The organism is Paenibacillus kyungheensis (genome assembly GCF_028606985.1).
Taxonomy (GTDB): Bacteria; Bacillota; Bacilli; order Paenibacillales; family Paenibacillaceae; genus Saccharibacillus; species Saccharibacillus kyungheensis.
In genome coordinates this window covers 3,288,770-3,304,737 of record NZ_CP117416.1, presented here as the reverse complement: position 1 = coordinate 3,304,737, position 15,968 = coordinate 3,288,770, and the positions used below count along the sequence as shown (strand labels likewise).

The following is a 15,968-nucleotide window of genomic DNA, read 5'->3' as shown; positions in this document are numbered from 1 at the left end:
ATGTTTAAGAAATTTAAAGTGTTTTTAGAAATGATTAAAATAGAGCATACGCTGTTTGCGTTGCCTTTTGCTTTTATGGGAACCATTTTAGGATCATATGTAATCAATGGTCACTTGCCTTCATGGATACAGATTGGTTGGATTTTGCTAGCGATGATTGGTGCGCGTACTGCTGCAATGAGTCTTAACCGTCTAATTGATCAGGTGTTTGATGGTAAAAATCCACGTACAATGATGCGTGCGATTCCAGCTGGTCTTTTGCGTTCAAGCGAAGTTGTACTATTTACACTAATTTCGTTAGTTATCTTTTTCTGGGCAGTAACACAATTAGATCCGTTAGCATTAAAATTATTACCGATTGCTATCTTTATGCTTGTGATCTATTCCTATACCAAACGTTTTACTTGGCTGTGTCATGTCGTGCTTGGTATGACGCTAGGTCTAGCACCACTTGGTGGTTGGATAGCGGTAACCGGTCAATTTAGCTGGACAGCGATTGTATTTTATATTGCGATTACGTTTTGGACAGCAGGTTTTGATGTGATTTATGCTTGTGCTGATGAAGAATTTGACCGCGAAGAAGGATTATATTCGATTCCAAGTCGCTTCGGAATTGCTAAAGCACTTAAAATTGCGCAAGGATTTCATGTGATTACAGCAATCGGTCTGATTGCGATTGGCGTTATGGCTGGACTGGGCTGGTGGTATTTTATCGGTGCTGTGATCGCACTGGCTATCTTGTTCTATCAGCATTATATTTTGACACCAAAAGATTTAAGCCGTCTACAAACATCCTTTTTCACCTTAAATAGTACACTTAGTCTGATCGTATTTGTATTTACATTGATCGATCTGGTGGTGAAACAGTGGTGGTAAATTCTACAGAACATACAGCGAAACAACGCTATATTGTAGGAATTACAGGAGCTAGTGGTTCTATATACGGTATTCGATTAACCGAGGTGTTGTTATCCCTCGGTTATACTGTTCATTTAGTGATCTCAAATGCGGGTTGGCGCGTACTTAAAGAAGAGATGGACTGGGAAGCGTCTAGCAGAGAAGAAATGTTAGAGCAATATTTCGGTGAATGGTCAGAACAATTGGTATATCACTCCTTTTCTGATATCGGAGCAACGATTGCTAGCGGTTCTTTTCGGGTTAAAGCGATGATCATTGTTCCTTGTTCGATGGGGACTCTTGCTAATATTGCAGGTGGAATGTCAGCGAACTTAATGACACGAGCAGCAGATGTTGTGCTTAAAGAGGAGCGTAAATTGGTTATAGTACCAAGAGAGACTCCACTTCAAGCGATACATTTAGAAAATATGTTAAAACTAGCACGTATGGGCGTGAGTATTGTTCCGGCTATGCCTGCTTTTTATTATCGTCCCAAAACATTGGATGATACGGTCGACTTCATGGTTGGCAAGGTGCTCGATATTCTGGACATCGAACATCAATTATTTGAACGATGGGGGAATGGTCGTGAAAAGTTTTAAACAACCTTTCAAAATTGGTAAAATAGAATATACAAACGATTGGCCGGTGTATCATCATTTTGATCCGTCGGCTCTATCCTTGCCCGCAGAGATTCATAGCGATCTTCCTGCTAACTTGAATCGGGGTTTGTTAGAAGAAACATTGTATCTTACACCGGTGTCTTCATTTGCTTATGGTACGCGCTCGTCTGATTTCTGGTTATTGCCTGATCTATCTGTGAGTGCTAAAAATGCAGTCGGATCGATTCTTCTGTTTTCCAGAAAGCCAATTGCAGAACTGGGAAATGGAACGATCGCGCTGACTAATACGTCAGCTACTTCTATCAATCTTCTCAAAATTATTCTGAATAAGCGTTATCACCTTACGCCAGAATACATTTCGATGGATCCGAGCTTGGATGAAATGATGGAACAAGCGGATGCAGCTTTATTGATCGGTGATCATGCGATTGCCGCCGCGCAAAAAGATACAGGTTATATCGTGACTGATCTAGGACAAGAATGGAAGTCATGGACAGGACTAAGTATGACATTTGCTGTATGGGCTGTTAACAAACAATTTGCAGCTACATATCCTGAATTTGTAACCGAAACAGCACAGCAATTGGTAAAAAGTAAACAGCGTTCTATCGCCGATCTGAATCCAGTGATTCAAGAGGCTCAGCAAAAAATGGGTGGCGATCATGCGTATTGGAAACACTATTTTCAGCAATTATGGTATGATTTTGGAGAAGCAGAGCAAAAAGGTTTAGCATTGTATTTTCAATATGCATATGAGCTTGGATTGCTAGATCATGAAGTACACATGGAATTATGGACTGACAATACACTAACACGGGTGAACGAATGAAACTACTGGATATTTTCGGGACACTAAAAAAAGACATGAATGTGATAGAACGACAGCTTAGTCATAGTATAGACAGTGAACATCCTCTATTAAATGAAACATCACTTCATTTGCTCAAAGCGGGAGGCAAACGGCTTCGTCCCGCTTTTGTGTTGCTTGGAGGCAAGTATGGTACGTACGATCTGGATCGTCTAAGCAATGTAGCCGTTGCTTTGGAATTGATTCATATGGCTTCACTTGTACATGATGATGTAATTGATGATGCAGACACACGCCGCGGTCAACCGACCGTCAAATCCAAATGGGATAACCGGATTGCCATGTACACAGGCGATTATATTTATGCCAAAGCATTGATGATTGTAGCACGTTTGGAAAATCCGCAAATTCATCAGGTATTATCGAAAGCGATGGTACAGATGTCTATTGGTGAGATGGAACAGATTAGAGACTTTTTCAATACAGGACAAAGTATTCGTCGTTATTTACTACGGATTCGTCGCAAAACAGCGCTATTGATCGCAATCAGTTGTCAATTGGGTGGAATTGCTGCTAATGCGCCCAAAGAAATCACGCGTGAATTATACCGATACGGTTATAACGTCGGTATGGCTTTTCAGATTCGTGATGATGTGCTGGATCTCTGCGGAACCGAGAAACAACTAGGTAAACCACCTGGTAGCGATCTGCGTCAAGGGAATATTACGATTCCTGTTTTGTATGCACTTCAAGATGAATCACGTAGAGAGCCGTTACTTGCAGAGATTACAAGAATCCATAATGCTAATGGCGAGACAGATGTCACTACAGCAGTACGTATGGTACGTGAAAGTCAGGGAATACAAGAAGCTGAATTATTAGCGGATCGTTATATTCAAAAAGCGATGCATGCGCTTAGTCAGTTGCCAGCAGGTAGAACGCAAAAGCACTTGCAAGAGATTGCTAAATTTGTAGCTAATCGTTCACATTAATCTACAACAATGTTCGACAATTTTATGTTTTATTGCAGAATATAGAAGATTGTGCAAAATAAAATGCTTGGCTATACGTAAAATATTTACTAATTGCTAATAGAGTGGGATCATACGGTCGATATATACATTACAAAGCATATTGAATAGCGGTTCAAATCACTATTTTGTCCAAATATTCGATATGTCCAGTAATGTATACCGTTCAGGTTTGAGTACAATCAGAAAATGTCGAAAATTGCTATGAAACGCTTCCTTTCTGTAAACAGTGGTTTCTGTTAGAATACACAGGTGGGCATCATTACCAACTATGCCCAGTAGCAGATCACATTGTAGATAATGGGAGAGTGAACCAATGGAACGCACATTTTTGATGATTAAACCTGATGGTGTGCAGCGGGGGTTAATAGGACGCATTGTCAGTCGTTTGGAGGACAAAGGCTTTAAGCTGGTAGGTGGCAAGTTCGTAACCGCAACAGAGGAACAGGCAAAGCGTCATTATGCAGAGCACGAAGGCAAAGCATTCTATGATGGTTTGATCAGCTTTATTACTTCAGGTCCGGTGTTCGCTATGGTCTGGGAAGGTGATGATATTATCACAATCTCTCGCATGGTTATCGGCAAAACCAAAGTAACTGAAGCACAACCTGGAACGATTCGTGGTGACTTTGCTAATCATACTCCACTCAATCTGATTCACGGTTCCGATTCAGTTGAAAGTGCTGAACGGGAGATTGCTAATTTTTTTGACGAGAACGAATTAAGCGTTTACGACAAAAATATTTCAGCATGGATCTAAACATACCCTCGCATGGACTGCACTTATAATGATGATCAAGGAAGTGATCCCATGCTTATTAATGATACTATTCATTCAGACCCGGACTATGTAGGTTTTATAAAAAAAGTAAAAGATAATACTGGAATCGATTTGTCTCAATACAAAGAAGCTCAAATGAAGCGCCGTCTGACAACATTACGTACCAAAAATGGATTTTCTACATTTAGCGCGTTTTTCGATGCAATGTTGAAAGACAAAACGTTATTTTATGAATTTTTGGATCGTATGACGATCAACGTATCTGAATTTTGGCGTAACCCGAACCGTTGGGAAGTATTGCGTGATTCGATTTTACCGCAATTGCAAAAAAACAACGGTAAAAACTTAAAAGTATGGAGCGCAGCTTGTTCTACAGGTGAAGAGCCATATACATTGTCGATGATCCTGTCTGACAAAAATCTTTTATCCAGTACTACTTTACATGCTACGGATATTGATGACGGTGCATTGGAAAAAGCTAAAAAAGGAATGTATTTGGAACGTTCATTAAAAGATGTTCCTGCTGATGTTGCCAAACGCCATTTTACAGCAGATGGTCACATGTTCCATATTAGTGACTCGCTGAAAAAAGCGGTAAATTTCCGTAAAGGTAACCTACTGACCGATACGTTTGAAACAGGATACGATCTAATCGTATGTCGCAACGTGATGATTTATTTTACAGAAGAAGCCAAAAACATGCTGTATCATAAATTCGCAAACAGTCTGCGTCCTGGTGGAGTATTATTTGTAGGCAGTACGGAGCAGATTTTTTCTCCGGCACAATATGGGTTCGAGACATCGGAAACATTCTTTTATTACAAAAAAGGCTGATTTTCGCTTGATCTGTAATAAAAAGTGCACATGATTGAGGCTAGAAATACGCGATACTTATTCATGTATAGACTCATTTTCTAGACCTAATCTACAGAGAATCTATGCAATCCATTTAAATAAAAACACGCTGCTGGTATCGTCTATGACGAAAAGGTGGCGTGTTTTTTATGATAAATAGCTAGTAACAATAGATTACATCAATGTTTTACCCTTTCTTGTCAAACCAATAGATGCTGTACTATAATAAGCAAAGATAATTACGGATTTTAGCAATGCACAGTTTAACAGTTTAAAGGGGGAACGCAACAATGAGTTTACGTTATTTAACAGCAGGGGAGACACATGGTCCCCAATTGACTGCGATTATTGAAGGATTACCAAGCCAGCTAGAGCTGGATTTTGAAGCATTGAATTTCCAATTGGCACGTCGTCAGAAAGGGTATGGACGAGGTCGCCGCATGCAAATTGAAAAAGATACAGCCGATATCGTAGGCGGTGTACGTCATGGATATACAACAGGAGCACCTGTAGCCTTGGTTGTAGCTAATAATGACTGGAAGCACTGGACTAAAATTATGAATATTGAGCCGATGGAAGGTACAGACGAAGAAAAACGTCGTGTACATCGTCCACGTCCAGGTCATGCTGATCTGAATGGCGGTCTTAAATATAATCACAAAGATTTGCGTAACGTGTTAGAGCGTTCTAGTGCACGTGAGACAGCGATTCGTGTCGCTTGTGGAGCTGTGGCACGTCAATTTCTTGAAGCATTTGGTATCAAAGTTGCCGGACAAGTCATTCGTATCGGTGAAATTGTAGCACCACCTCATAATCTTCCACTGGATGAGTTAATTGCGCAAACGGAAGAATCTTCTGTACGTGTGGTTGATAAAGAAACCGAGCAAAAAATGGAAGCTTATATCGAACAAATCAAAAAAGAAGGCGACTCGATCGGTGGAGTGGTTGAATGCATTATTGAAGGCGTTCCTGTCGGTCTGGGAAGTTTTGTTCAATATGACCGTAAGCTTGATGCACGTATCGCTCAAGCCGTTATGTCGATCAATGCTTTTAAAGGTGTAGAGATCGGTATTGGTTTTGAAGCAGGAGAACTTCGTGGTTCACAAGTACATGATGAGATTTTATATAACGAAGAGCGTGGATATCATCGTGCTAGCAACCGTCTGGGTGGATTTGAAGGTGGAATGACGAATGGTATGCCGATCGTTGTCCGCGGAGTAATGAAGCCTATTCCAACATTGTACAAACCGCTACAAAGTGTAGATATCGATACCAAAGAAGCATTTACTGCTCAAGTGGAACGTTCTGATGCTTGTGCTGTACCTGCCGCTAGCGTTGTGCTTGAAAGTGTTGTTGCCTGGGAAGTAGCCAAGGCTTTCCTTGAGAAATTTGGCGGCGATTCAATGGATGAGATTCGTAACAATCTTAAAAATTACCTTACTCAAGTGGAGCAATACTAATGTCTGCGGTGAGAACCGTTGATGTCCAACTTGGCGAACGTTCCTATCCAATCTATATTGGAGAAGATTTGTTGCAACAGGCAGGAAATTATTTAGACAATCATCACATTTCTAAGCAAAGCCCGGTATTGATCGTTACCGATGAACATGTGGCTGATCCTTATCTGAATATTGTGGAGCAGTCATTGACTGCTTCTGGATTTACAGTCGTGACCGCGATTGTAGGTGCAGGGGAACAGTCCAAATCGATGTCTGTATTTGAAGAAGTCATGACCAAAGCGATTCAAGGTGGTCTGGATCGCAAATCGACTGTCATCGCTTTGGGTGGCGGTGTAGTAGGTGATCTGGCTGGGTTTGTCGCTGGCTCCTATATGCGCGGTATCCGGTTTATTCAGATGCCGACTAGCGTACTTGCACATGATAGCAGTGTAGGTGGAAAAGTAGCGATTAATCATCGTCTGGCTAAAAATATGATCGGTGTTTTTCATCAACCAGAGTTCGTATTATATGATCTGACAACACTTCAAACATTACCCAAACGTGAAATTAATGCTGGACTTGCAGAGATGGTGAAGCATGGTTTAATCTGGGATAAAGAATTTGCTTATTGGTGTCTGGAGCATGCTGAAGAATTGAAATCTGTAGACATGACAGTGATGGGTTATGGATTGGAAAAAGGATGTTCGATCAAAGCAATCGTCGTTTCACGTGATGAACGCGAAAATGATCTACGAGCAATTCTTAATCTAGGACACACTATAGGACATGCTATTGAAGCGGTAGCAGGATATGGTGAGATTATTCATGGAGAAGCGATCTCTATTGGTATGGTCGGTTCTGCGCTGATCGGTGAACAATTAGGTGGAGAACCCGGTCTGGTGGATACGACACGTCGTATGTTAACAGCACTTGGACTGCCTACTGTATTGCCTGAACGTCTGGATACTGATCGGATTATGGAAGCGATGATGCATGATAAAAAATTTCAAGAAGGATCAATGACATTTATCGTTCCCAAATCGATTGGTGTTGTAGAGATCAATCACAATGTTGATTATGATCTGGTACGCCGTGTAGTCGAGCAATTAAAGGAAGAGGTGTAAACGATGTACAATCGAGGAATTCGTGGGGCTACTACAGTAATCAATAATGACAAACAGGAAATATTGGATGAAACCGTAGTATTGCTGAAGGAGATTGTAGGCCGTAATCAATTTGAACCTGAAGATATCAGCTGTATCTGGATTACGATGACACCTGATCTGGATGCTATTTTTCCAGCATTAGCGATTCGTGAAATGGAAGGTTGGAATATGGTTCCTTTAATGTGTGCGGTGGAAGCAGCAGTACAGAACAGCTTACCTAAATGTATCCGACTGATGATTCAAGTAAATACGACAAAATCACAACAAGAAATCAAACATGTTTATTTAAACGAAGCCAAGCGATTACGTCCAGATTTAGTCATTTCAGAATAGGGATAGGATGTAAGGGTTGCGTTAGACGTTTCTTTTGCTGTATAGTAGTCGTTAAGATAAATAGTAAGAGCCGTGTAATGAGCTGAGATGCAAGTAGAGGTAGAGAAGAGTATAGATGAGAATGAAACGTAAGCCTTGTCGGCGGGCAGAGCGGATTGATCCATAAGTGTGAAGACACTGTATGTTATTCAATTCGGATCGTGTGCCAGCAGGAAGACAATAGCGAAGACGTTTCAAGCAGTATAACGTGGTACAGCTAGAAATAGACAATAGAAGTATCTGTATAGCACAATCGTAAGTATCACCTAAAATGATGATTATCAGAATGATGGATATAACGAGAGATACAAGAGTGTATCACTGTTATCATAAATGGGTAATCATATCAAAGTGGTGCTAACTAGATAGCTGACAGATGATGAATATCAGTATGCAGATGTATAATATCTGTTTACTTATTTCTTTGTACTATTTGTAGTGGGAATACTTCGATTCTGCCGGAATCCCAAGTAATCGATTCTGACATTTGTACATTTTGTACGTCTATTGCAGCCTTCATGCGTCGACACGCGTGAAGGCTTTTTTAGTACCCAAAATACAAATCTGAGGAGCGAATACTATGATTCAGCCCAATATTGAACAAGTGATTGCAACATCGAAAGAATATAATTTGATTCCTATTGTCAAACGTTTGCTAGGCGATATGGAGACCCCGATTCGGATTTTTCAACGTTATGCTGATCATAAGCGTGCCTTTCTACTGGAAAGTGTAGAAGGCGGTAGTAAATGGGCGCGATATTCGTTTATCGGTAGTGATCCATTTCTTCTGATCTCTGGCAAAAAGGGCAGAATCAAACTTGAAATCAACGGTCAGGAAGCCGAATTAGCAGGCAAGCCTATTGAACAACTCAAAACATTATTGCAACGTTACCGTAGTCCCAAAGTAGATGGATTGCCTCCATTTACAGGCGGAGCGATCGGATTTTTCGGCTATGATCTACAACAGTATTATGAAAAATTACCTGCTCATCGGATAGATGATATGCAGATGGATGATATTCAATTTATGTTCTGTGATCAGATTGTGGTATTTGACCATGTAAAACAACATATTTTGTTAGTTGGTAATGTGCATGTGCCGGATAACGCTACAGAACAACAAATTCGTGAAGCTTATATCAAAGCGAGCCGTAAGCTAGAAGCGACAGAAGATTTATTAAAAACGCAGCCTTCTATCAGTACGATGGGACGTAGCCCGGTATCAGAAGATGTAGAGATGGGCGAAATTCAATCCAATATGACCAAAGAAGAATATTTGGACGGTGTAGATCGGGCAAAAGAATATATTCGTGCTGGTGATATTTTTCAAGTGGTTTTATCTCAACGGTTTCATATTGAGACAGAAGTATCGCCGCTTGAAGTATATCGTGTATTACGCACAATGAATCCATCACCGTATATGTATTATTTGAAAATGGATGATGAGATTATTGTAGGTACATCGCCAGAAGCACTTGTAAAAGTAGCAGGAGATCGCTTAGAGGCACGTCCTATCGCCGGAACGCGTCCTCGTGGTCAGACAGAAGCCGAAGACCAAGCATTAGCTGAAGAATTGCTTCAAGACGAGAAAGAACGTGCAGAACATCTAATGTTAGTCGATCTCGGTCGTAACGATCTAGGACGAGTATCTGAATTCGGAAGTGTCAAAACAGATACATTTATGGAAATCGAACGGTATTCCCATGTGATGCATATTGTATCTGGCGTATCAGGTACATTGCACAAAGATAAAGACTTTTTCGATGCGTTCTTATCCTGTCTGCCTGCTGGAACCGTATCTGGTGCACCGAAATTAAGAGCGATGGAAATTATTGCTGAAATCGAAAATGAAGCACGTGGTGCTTATGCAGGAGCAATCGGTTATCTAGGATTCTCCGGCAATATGGATGCTTGTATTACGATTCGAACGATTATTTTCAAAAACGGGAAAGCTTATGTACAAGCAGGAGCAGGTATCGTCTGGGATTCGGTTCCAGAAAAAGAATACGAAGAAACAGTGAACAAAGCTAAAGGAATGCTCAAATCGATTCGTGTTGCTGAAGCGATGTTTTTACCAAAAGAGCAAGAAAACGAGTCTGAAATCAATCAAGATTACATGTACGGATATGATCGTTAAACATCCTTGTAAATAAATAGATAAAGATAAAAGAGGTAAAGGAGAGACAGAGATGGTTGGAAATGAACTGATGCAACAAGCAATTGCTACCATTATTGAAGGCAAGCACTTAACACGCGAACAGTCGAGTCAAGTGATGAATGTAATTATGAGCGGTATTGCTACTCCTTCTCAAATCGGAGGCTTACTGACAGCTCTTCGAATCAAAGGAGAAACAGTAGAAGAAATTACGGGTCTAGCAGAAGCGATGCGTACTAATGGAGGTAGTGTTCCTGTATTATCAGATGGGTTGTTAGATACTTGCGGAACAGGTGGCTCGGGGATTCATAAATTTAATATTTCAACGGTATCTGCGATTATTGCTTCTTCTATCGGTGTACGTGTTGCCAAGCATGGTAATCGATCTGCTTCTGGGAAAGCAGGAAGTGCAGATGTATTAGAAGCTCTCGGTGTGAATATTACGCTAAATCCCGAGCAAGCGGCTGCATGTTTGGAAGATATCGGTATTTGCTTTATGTTTGCGCAAGTGTTTCATCCATCTATGAAGTATGCCGCTGCTACACGTCGTGAGTTAGGGGTGCGTACGGTCTTTAATATGTTAGGGCCTTTAACGAATCCAGCCGGAGCCGACCGTCAGTTGATTGGGTTGTACGATATTAGTAAGATTGAGACAGTAGCCCATACACTTCATTTACTAGGATTGAAGCGTGCACTGGTTGTAGCTAGTCTGGATGGACTTGATGAAATTAGTATATCTGCCCCTACAAGAGTAGCAGAGCTAAAAGATGGTCAAGTACACACCTATGAGATTAGCCCGGCAGATTTTGGTCTACCTACACATCCAATAGAACATACATTAGGCGGAGACGCTATGGAAAATGCTGATATTATTCGCAGTGTACTGCGCGGAGAAGAAAGTGCTTATCGTGATGTCGTAGTCGCAAATAGTGCAGCCTGTATCTACCTTTCAGGTCAGGCCGATTCACTTGCGCAAGGAGCCGTTATAGCAGCTCAAGCTATCGATTCAGGAGCTGCTGCTCATAAGTTACAACAATTAATAGACACAACGGAGGGATTAAGCCATGTATCTTGATCGTATTGTAGTAACCAAACAACAGGAAGTTGAACAATTGAAAAAGTCATTTTCGGTAGAACAAGCCAAAGAGCAGATTAAAACTTTACCTGCAACAAAAGGTTTTCGAAAAGCATTAATCCAACATCCTCATCATTCGATGGGATTGATTGCTGAAGTGAAAAAAGCTTCGCCATCGAAAGGATTGATTCGTCCGGACTTTGATCCTGTTGAAATTGCTAAAGCGTATGAAGATGCAGGGGCAGATTGTATCTCTGTATTAACAGATGTCGATTATTTCCAGGGAAATAAAGAATACTTAACCGCTATTCACCATGCAGTACAGCTTCCGTTACTGCGTAAAGACTTTATTATTGATGAGGTGCAGATTTATGAAGCACGCTTAATCGGTGCAGATGCTATTTTGTTAATCGCAGCTATTTTGACACCAGAACAATTACAATCGTTTTTTGATCTGGCATTATCTATTGGACTGGATGTATTGATTGAAGTACATGATCGCGAAGAACTAGCGACCGTATTACAAATTAAAGGAGCCGCTGAACATGGATTAATTGGTGTAAATAATCGCAATCTCAAAACATTTGAGACATCACTTGCGACTACGGTTGAACTGATTAATCTCGTTCCAGCCAATGTTCCTTTGATCAGTGAAAGTGGAATTTCTGGAGTGGATGATATGATTTATTTATCAGGTGCAGGAGCTAAAGGCGTATTGGTTGGAGAGTACTTTATGCGTAAAGACGATATCCGTAACGCTGTAACAACGCTTATGGAACCTACCAAAACTGCCAACTTCAATGATTCCAAAAGCACACATGAATAAAGCTCAACAATCATCCACTGAGCAAAGTAACAGCGAAAAAAAATACGTAAAAATTTGTGGACTTCAAAGCGTTGAAGTGCTAAAATCTATGATACAATTACCGATTGATTACATCGGTTTCGTTTTTGCTACAAGCAAGCGTCAAGTGAATCGTGATCAAGCAGCTATGCTGATCAAAACGTTGCATCAATGGCAAAACGATACAGTTCCTCAAAGTGTCGGTGTGTTTGTAAATCCGACATTGGATGAATTAAAAGATATCGTTGAGGTAGCACCACTTGATGTGATCCAGCTTCATGGTCAAGAGTCTCCTGAACTGTGCAGACAGATTCAAGAGCAATTGCAGAAGCAGGTATTCAAAGTGATTTCACTGACAAATACAGCACAACAACAATCTGTAGAACAACAACTTTTACCTTATCAAGGCGTTGTCGATGCCTTTTTATTAGATACGTATGATCCTCTATATGGAGGAGGTTCAGGTAAAACGTTTGCCTGGGACCAAATAGAACCTTATCATCAGTGGACAGTTACACATAATATTCCATTGCTTGTTGCTGGAGGATTAACACCAGACAATGTATCATCTCTGCTCCATCATCATTCGCTTGAAGGCGTCGATGTATCAAGTGGAGTAGAAACGGACGGAATGAAAGACATCACGAAAATAACAACATTTGTAGAAAGGGTGAAGGCATAATGACTACATTACCAGATGCAAAAGGACGTTTCGGCGATTTTGGAGGAAGATATGTGCCTGAGACTCTGATGAATGCACTTATCGAATTGGAACAATCTTATTATCAATATGCAGAAGATGAAGAATTTCAGACAGAACTCAAATATTTGCTTAAAGAATATTCTGGACGGGAAACACCATTATATTATGCACAACGGTTGAGCGAAGAATTGGGCGGCCCTAAAATCTATCTAAAACGTGAAGATTTGAATCATACAGGGGCTCATAAAATCAATAACGCACTTGCTCAAGGGTTACTCGCTAAGCGCACAGGGAAAAAGAAAGTGATTGCTGAAACGGGTGCAGGTCAACATGGTGTAGCTACAGCTACTGTAGCGGCATTGTTCGGGCTTGAATGTAAAGTATTTATGGGCGAAGAAGATATTCGTCGTCAGCAGTTAAATGTATTTCGGATGAAATTGTTAGGAGCAGAAGTGGTTCCCGTTACTTCGGGTACAATGACCCTTAAAGATGCTGGAAATGAAGCATTACGCTACTGGGTAAGTAATGTAGAAGATACATTTTATATCCTAGGTTCAGCAGTAGGGCCTCATCCATATCCAATGATGGTACGTAATTTCCAACGCATTATTGGAGACGAGACACGCCGTCAAATTTTAGACATCGAAAATCGTTTACCAGATACAGTTGTTGCTTGTATCGGAGGCGGTAGTAATGCAATCGGTATGTTTTACCCGTTTATAGAAGATACAGATGTTAACCTGATCGGTGTCGAAGCCGCTGGACGAGGTATTGATACACCTCTACATGCAGCAACGATGAGTCTGGGAACCAAAGGTGTTTTTCAAGGATCGATGAGTTATCTATTGCAAGATGAATACGGACAGGTTCAACCTGCACATTCGATCTCAGCCGGTCTCGATTATCCGGGAGTAGGCCCTGAACACTCTTATCTAAAAGACATCAAGCGTGTACAGTATGTGCCTGTAACCGATGCAGAAGCTTTGGATGCTTTGAAATTACTTTGCCGTACCGAAGGTATTATTCCTGCTTTAGAATCTTCGCATGCGATTGCGCATGTAGTCAAAATCGCAAAAGATATGAGCAGTGATCAACTTCTAGTGATCTGCCTGTCTGGTCGTGGCGACAAAGATGTAGAGTCCATTATGCAGTATGAGGAGGGCGTACAATGAGCATGACCGATCAAAGTCAGAATCGTATGGATGCTACGTTTGCCCGCCTAAAAGAAGAAGGCAAAACAGCTTTAATTCCTTTTCTTACAGTAGGTGATCCTGATCCACAGACTACTATTGATATTATTGTAGAAATGGAAGCGGCTGGAGCCGATATTTTGGAGTTAGGAGTACCTTATTCCGATCCACTAGCAGATGGACCTGTAATTCAGCGTGCTTCTCAGCGTGCGCTTACTCATCAGGTGACGATTCATACTTGTCTAGAAGTAGCAGATGGAGCACGTCAGCGCGGAGTAGAAATGCCATTTATTTTGTTTACGTATTATAATCCGATATTGCAATTTGGATTGGATACTTTTTTTGAAACGATGCAAGCTCATGGGATCAGCGGGATGATTATTCCTGATCTACCTGTTGAAGAGTCTGGTGAAATGAGAGAACGTGCCAAAGCAGCAGGTGTGAGCTTGATTCCTCTTGTAGCTCCTACATCCAATGACCGAATCGCAGCGATTCTAGATGGTGCTCAAGGATTCGTATATTGCGTATCTTCACTGGGAGTAACCGGAGAACGAGCTTCGTTTCATAATAATGTAGAGCAATTTATCCGCGATGTGAAAAGCAATACCGATCTTCCAGTAGCCGTTGGATTTGGGATTTCGAGTAGCGAACAAGTAAGAGAATTTTCTAAATTCTGTGATGGCGTGGTAGTAGGTAGTGCGATTGTACGTCAGATCGAATCACAAATTCCTCTTTTAACCAATCCTGAACGCAAAATCGAAGGATTATTGCAAATTCGCAAATTTGTGGCAGAATTAAAAGAATAAAAAATTACTATATTAATAAAGATGGAGCCCTATCATAGCGGCTCCAACTTTTACATGAAGGAGTTAAAAAGAATGAAGCCTAAATCTCGTATTGTTAACATTCCTGTATACCAACCAGGTAAACCTTTAGAAGAAGTTAAACGTGAGCTCGGTCTAAGTGAAGTGATCAAATTAGCATCTAACGAAAATCCTTACGGTTCTGCTCCATCAGTACAAGAAGCGATTGCTAAAGAATTAACTCAGCTACATATTTATCCTGATGGTGGAGCTGTAGAATTAACAGCACAGCTAGGTGCACATTTGGGTGTTGAACCGAATCAGATTATTTTTGGTTGTGGTTCAGATGAAATTATTGCTTTGATTACACGTGCTTTTTTAGAGCCGGGTGATGAGACTATTATGGCAGATCAGACGTTTTCGGTATATAAAAGCAATGCCGATATCGAAGGCGCACTTGTCCATGAAGTGCCTTTAAAAGACGGTGTACACGATCTAGAAGGTATGATGGCGCAAGTCAATGGACGTACTAAAATTATCTGGGTGTGTAATCCCAATAATCCAACAGGTACGATTGTATCGCATGAAGAATTAATCGGCTTTTTGGAACAGGTTCCGAGTAGTGTAATGGTTGTTCTGGATGAAGCTTACTATGAATATGTAACAGATGCGGCTTACCCGCAAAGTCTTAAGTTACTAGAAAAATATACAAATGTCGTCATTTTGCGTACATTCTCCAAAATTTATGGTCTGGCTGCGCTTCGTATTGGTTATGGTGTAGGTCATGCTGATGTGATCAAGTTGATCAACCAAGTACGTGAACCGTTCAATACGTCTCGAATTGGTCAAGCTGCGGCACGTCAAGCATTAGCAGATCAACATTTTGTTCAAGAATGTCATGATAAAAACAAAGAAGGCATTCAATATTTAACAGCAGAATTTGATCGTCTAGGACTTCATTACTTCCCGTCACAGACTAATTTCATTATGGTAGATGTGAAGCATCAAGCACTGGAAATATTCCAATCGATGCTGCGTCGCGGCGTTATTGTACGTGCAGGGCATCAGAAATACCCAACGTACATTCGTGTTACTGTCGGAACAGCACGTGAAAATGAAATCTTTATTCGTGCATTAGAAGAATCTATGCAAGAGCAATCAACAACAGTGTAACTTCGTAAGTGCAAGTATAACAATATCAGGATCTATGCCAACTTTTGTAACGA

16 protein-coding genes are annotated in these 15,968 nt (G+C 40.8%); all 16 read left to right on the top strand.

From position 1 onward, the window contains the following. The 16 genes from PQ456_RS14110 (at window position 1) to hisC (ending at window position 15,915) form a co-directional block, all read left to right on the top strand. Window positions 1-876: a UbiA-like polyprenyltransferase gene (locus PQ456_RS14110; protein ID WP_273612871.1), complete on the top strand. Its 876-nt coding sequence runs from the start codon at window positions 1-3 to the stop codon at window positions 874-876. Further along, complete coding sequence (locus PQ456_RS14105) at window positions 867-1,499, top strand: UbiX family flavin prenyltransferase (protein WP_420540617.1); 633 nt, start codon at window positions 867-869, stop codon at window positions 1,497-1,499. The genes PQ456_RS14110 and PQ456_RS14105 overlap by 10 nt, the downstream gene beginning before the upstream one ends. Continuing rightward, window positions 1,480-2,349 carry a menaquinone biosynthesis protein gene (locus PQ456_RS14100; RefSeq protein ID WP_420540616.1) on the top strand — a complete coding sequence of 290 codons (870 nt, stop codon included), beginning with the start codon at window positions 1,480-1,482 and terminating at the stop codon, window positions 2,347-2,349. Before PQ456_RS14105 ends, PQ456_RS14100 begins: the two co-directional genes overlap by 20 nt. Then, window positions 2,346-3,320 carry a polyprenyl synthetase family protein gene (locus PQ456_RS14095; RefSeq protein WP_069327916.1) on the top strand — a complete coding sequence of 325 codons (975 nt, stop codon included), beginning with the start codon at window positions 2,346-2,348 and terminating at the stop codon, window positions 3,318-3,320. The genes PQ456_RS14100 and PQ456_RS14095 overlap by 4 nt, the downstream gene beginning before the upstream one ends. A 355-nt stretch (window positions 3,321-3,675) precedes the next feature. Beyond that, the gene (gene ndk, locus PQ456_RS14090) at window positions 3,676-4,119 is read left to right on the top strand and encodes a nucleoside-diphosphate kinase (RefSeq protein WP_204823516.1); all 444 of its coding nucleotides are present in this window, start codon (window positions 3,676-3,678) and stop codon (window positions 4,117-4,119) included. A 51-nt stretch (window positions 4,120-4,170) separates the two neighbouring features. Further along, the gene (locus tag PQ456_RS14085) at window positions 4,171-4,974 is read left to right on the top strand and encodes a CheR family methyltransferase (protein WP_273612868.1); all 804 of its coding nucleotides are present in this window, start codon (window positions 4,171-4,173) and stop codon (window positions 4,972-4,974) included. 311 nt (window positions 4,975-5,285) lie between these two features. Next, window positions 5,286-6,455 (top strand): chorismate synthase, encoded by a 1,170-nt coding sequence (gene aroC / locus PQ456_RS14080; RefSeq protein WP_273612867.1) that lies wholly within the window; start codon window positions 5,286-5,288, stop codon window positions 6,453-6,455. A gap of 8 nt (window positions 6,456-6,463) precedes the next feature. Then, a complete protein-coding gene (gene aroB / locus PQ456_RS14075; protein WP_273616324.1) occupies window positions 6,464-7,558 on the top strand; it encodes a 3-dehydroquinate synthase in 1,095 nt (364 codons plus the stop codon). 3 nt (window positions 7,559-7,561) lie between these two features. Continuing rightward, on the top strand, window positions 7,562-7,933 hold the full coding sequence (gene aroH, locus PQ456_RS14070; RefSeq protein ID WP_273612866.1) for a chorismate mutase: 372 nt from the start codon (window positions 7,562-7,564) through the stop codon (window positions 7,931-7,933). Window positions 7,934-8,552: 619 nt separating this feature from the next. Further along, window positions 8,553-10,109: an anthranilate synthase component I gene (gene trpE, locus PQ456_RS14065; RefSeq protein WP_273612865.1), complete on the top strand. Its 1,557-nt coding sequence runs from the start codon at window positions 8,553-8,555 to the stop codon at window positions 10,107-10,109. Window positions 10,110-10,161: 52 nt separating this feature from the next. Beyond that, the gene (trpD, locus tag PQ456_RS14060) at window positions 10,162-11,202 is read left to right on the top strand and encodes an anthranilate phosphoribosyltransferase (protein WP_273612864.1); all 1,041 of its coding nucleotides are present in this window, start codon (window positions 10,162-10,164) and stop codon (window positions 11,200-11,202) included. Further along, window positions 11,192-12,028: an indole-3-glycerol phosphate synthase TrpC gene (gene trpC, locus PQ456_RS14055; protein WP_273612863.1), complete on the top strand. Its 837-nt coding sequence runs from the start codon at window positions 11,192-11,194 to the stop codon at window positions 12,026-12,028. The genes trpD and trpC overlap by 11 nt, the downstream gene beginning before the upstream one ends. Beyond that, window positions 12,021-12,728: a phosphoribosylanthranilate isomerase gene (locus PQ456_RS14050; RefSeq protein WP_273612862.1), complete on the top strand. Its 708-nt coding sequence runs from the start codon at window positions 12,021-12,023 to the stop codon at window positions 12,726-12,728. Before trpC ends, PQ456_RS14050 begins: the two co-directional genes overlap by 8 nt. After that, window positions 12,728-13,921: a tryptophan synthase subunit beta gene (trpB, locus tag PQ456_RS14045; protein ID WP_273612861.1), complete on the top strand. Its 1,194-nt coding sequence runs from the start codon at window positions 12,728-12,730 to the stop codon at window positions 13,919-13,921. Before PQ456_RS14050 ends, trpB begins: the two co-directional genes overlap by 1 nt. Next, entirely contained in the window at window positions 13,918-14,745 is an 828-nt protein-coding gene (gene trpA, locus PQ456_RS14040; RefSeq protein ID WP_420540615.1) for a tryptophan synthase subunit alpha, read from the top strand. The genes trpB and trpA overlap by 4 nt, the downstream gene beginning before the upstream one ends. Before the next feature lie 72 nt (window positions 14,746-14,817). Then, entirely contained in the window at window positions 14,818-15,915 is a 1,098-nt protein-coding gene (hisC, locus tag PQ456_RS14035) for a histidinol-phosphate transaminase (RefSeq protein ID WP_273612860.1), read from the top strand. The last annotated feature ends 53 nt before the right edge of the window (window positions 15,916-15,968 follow it).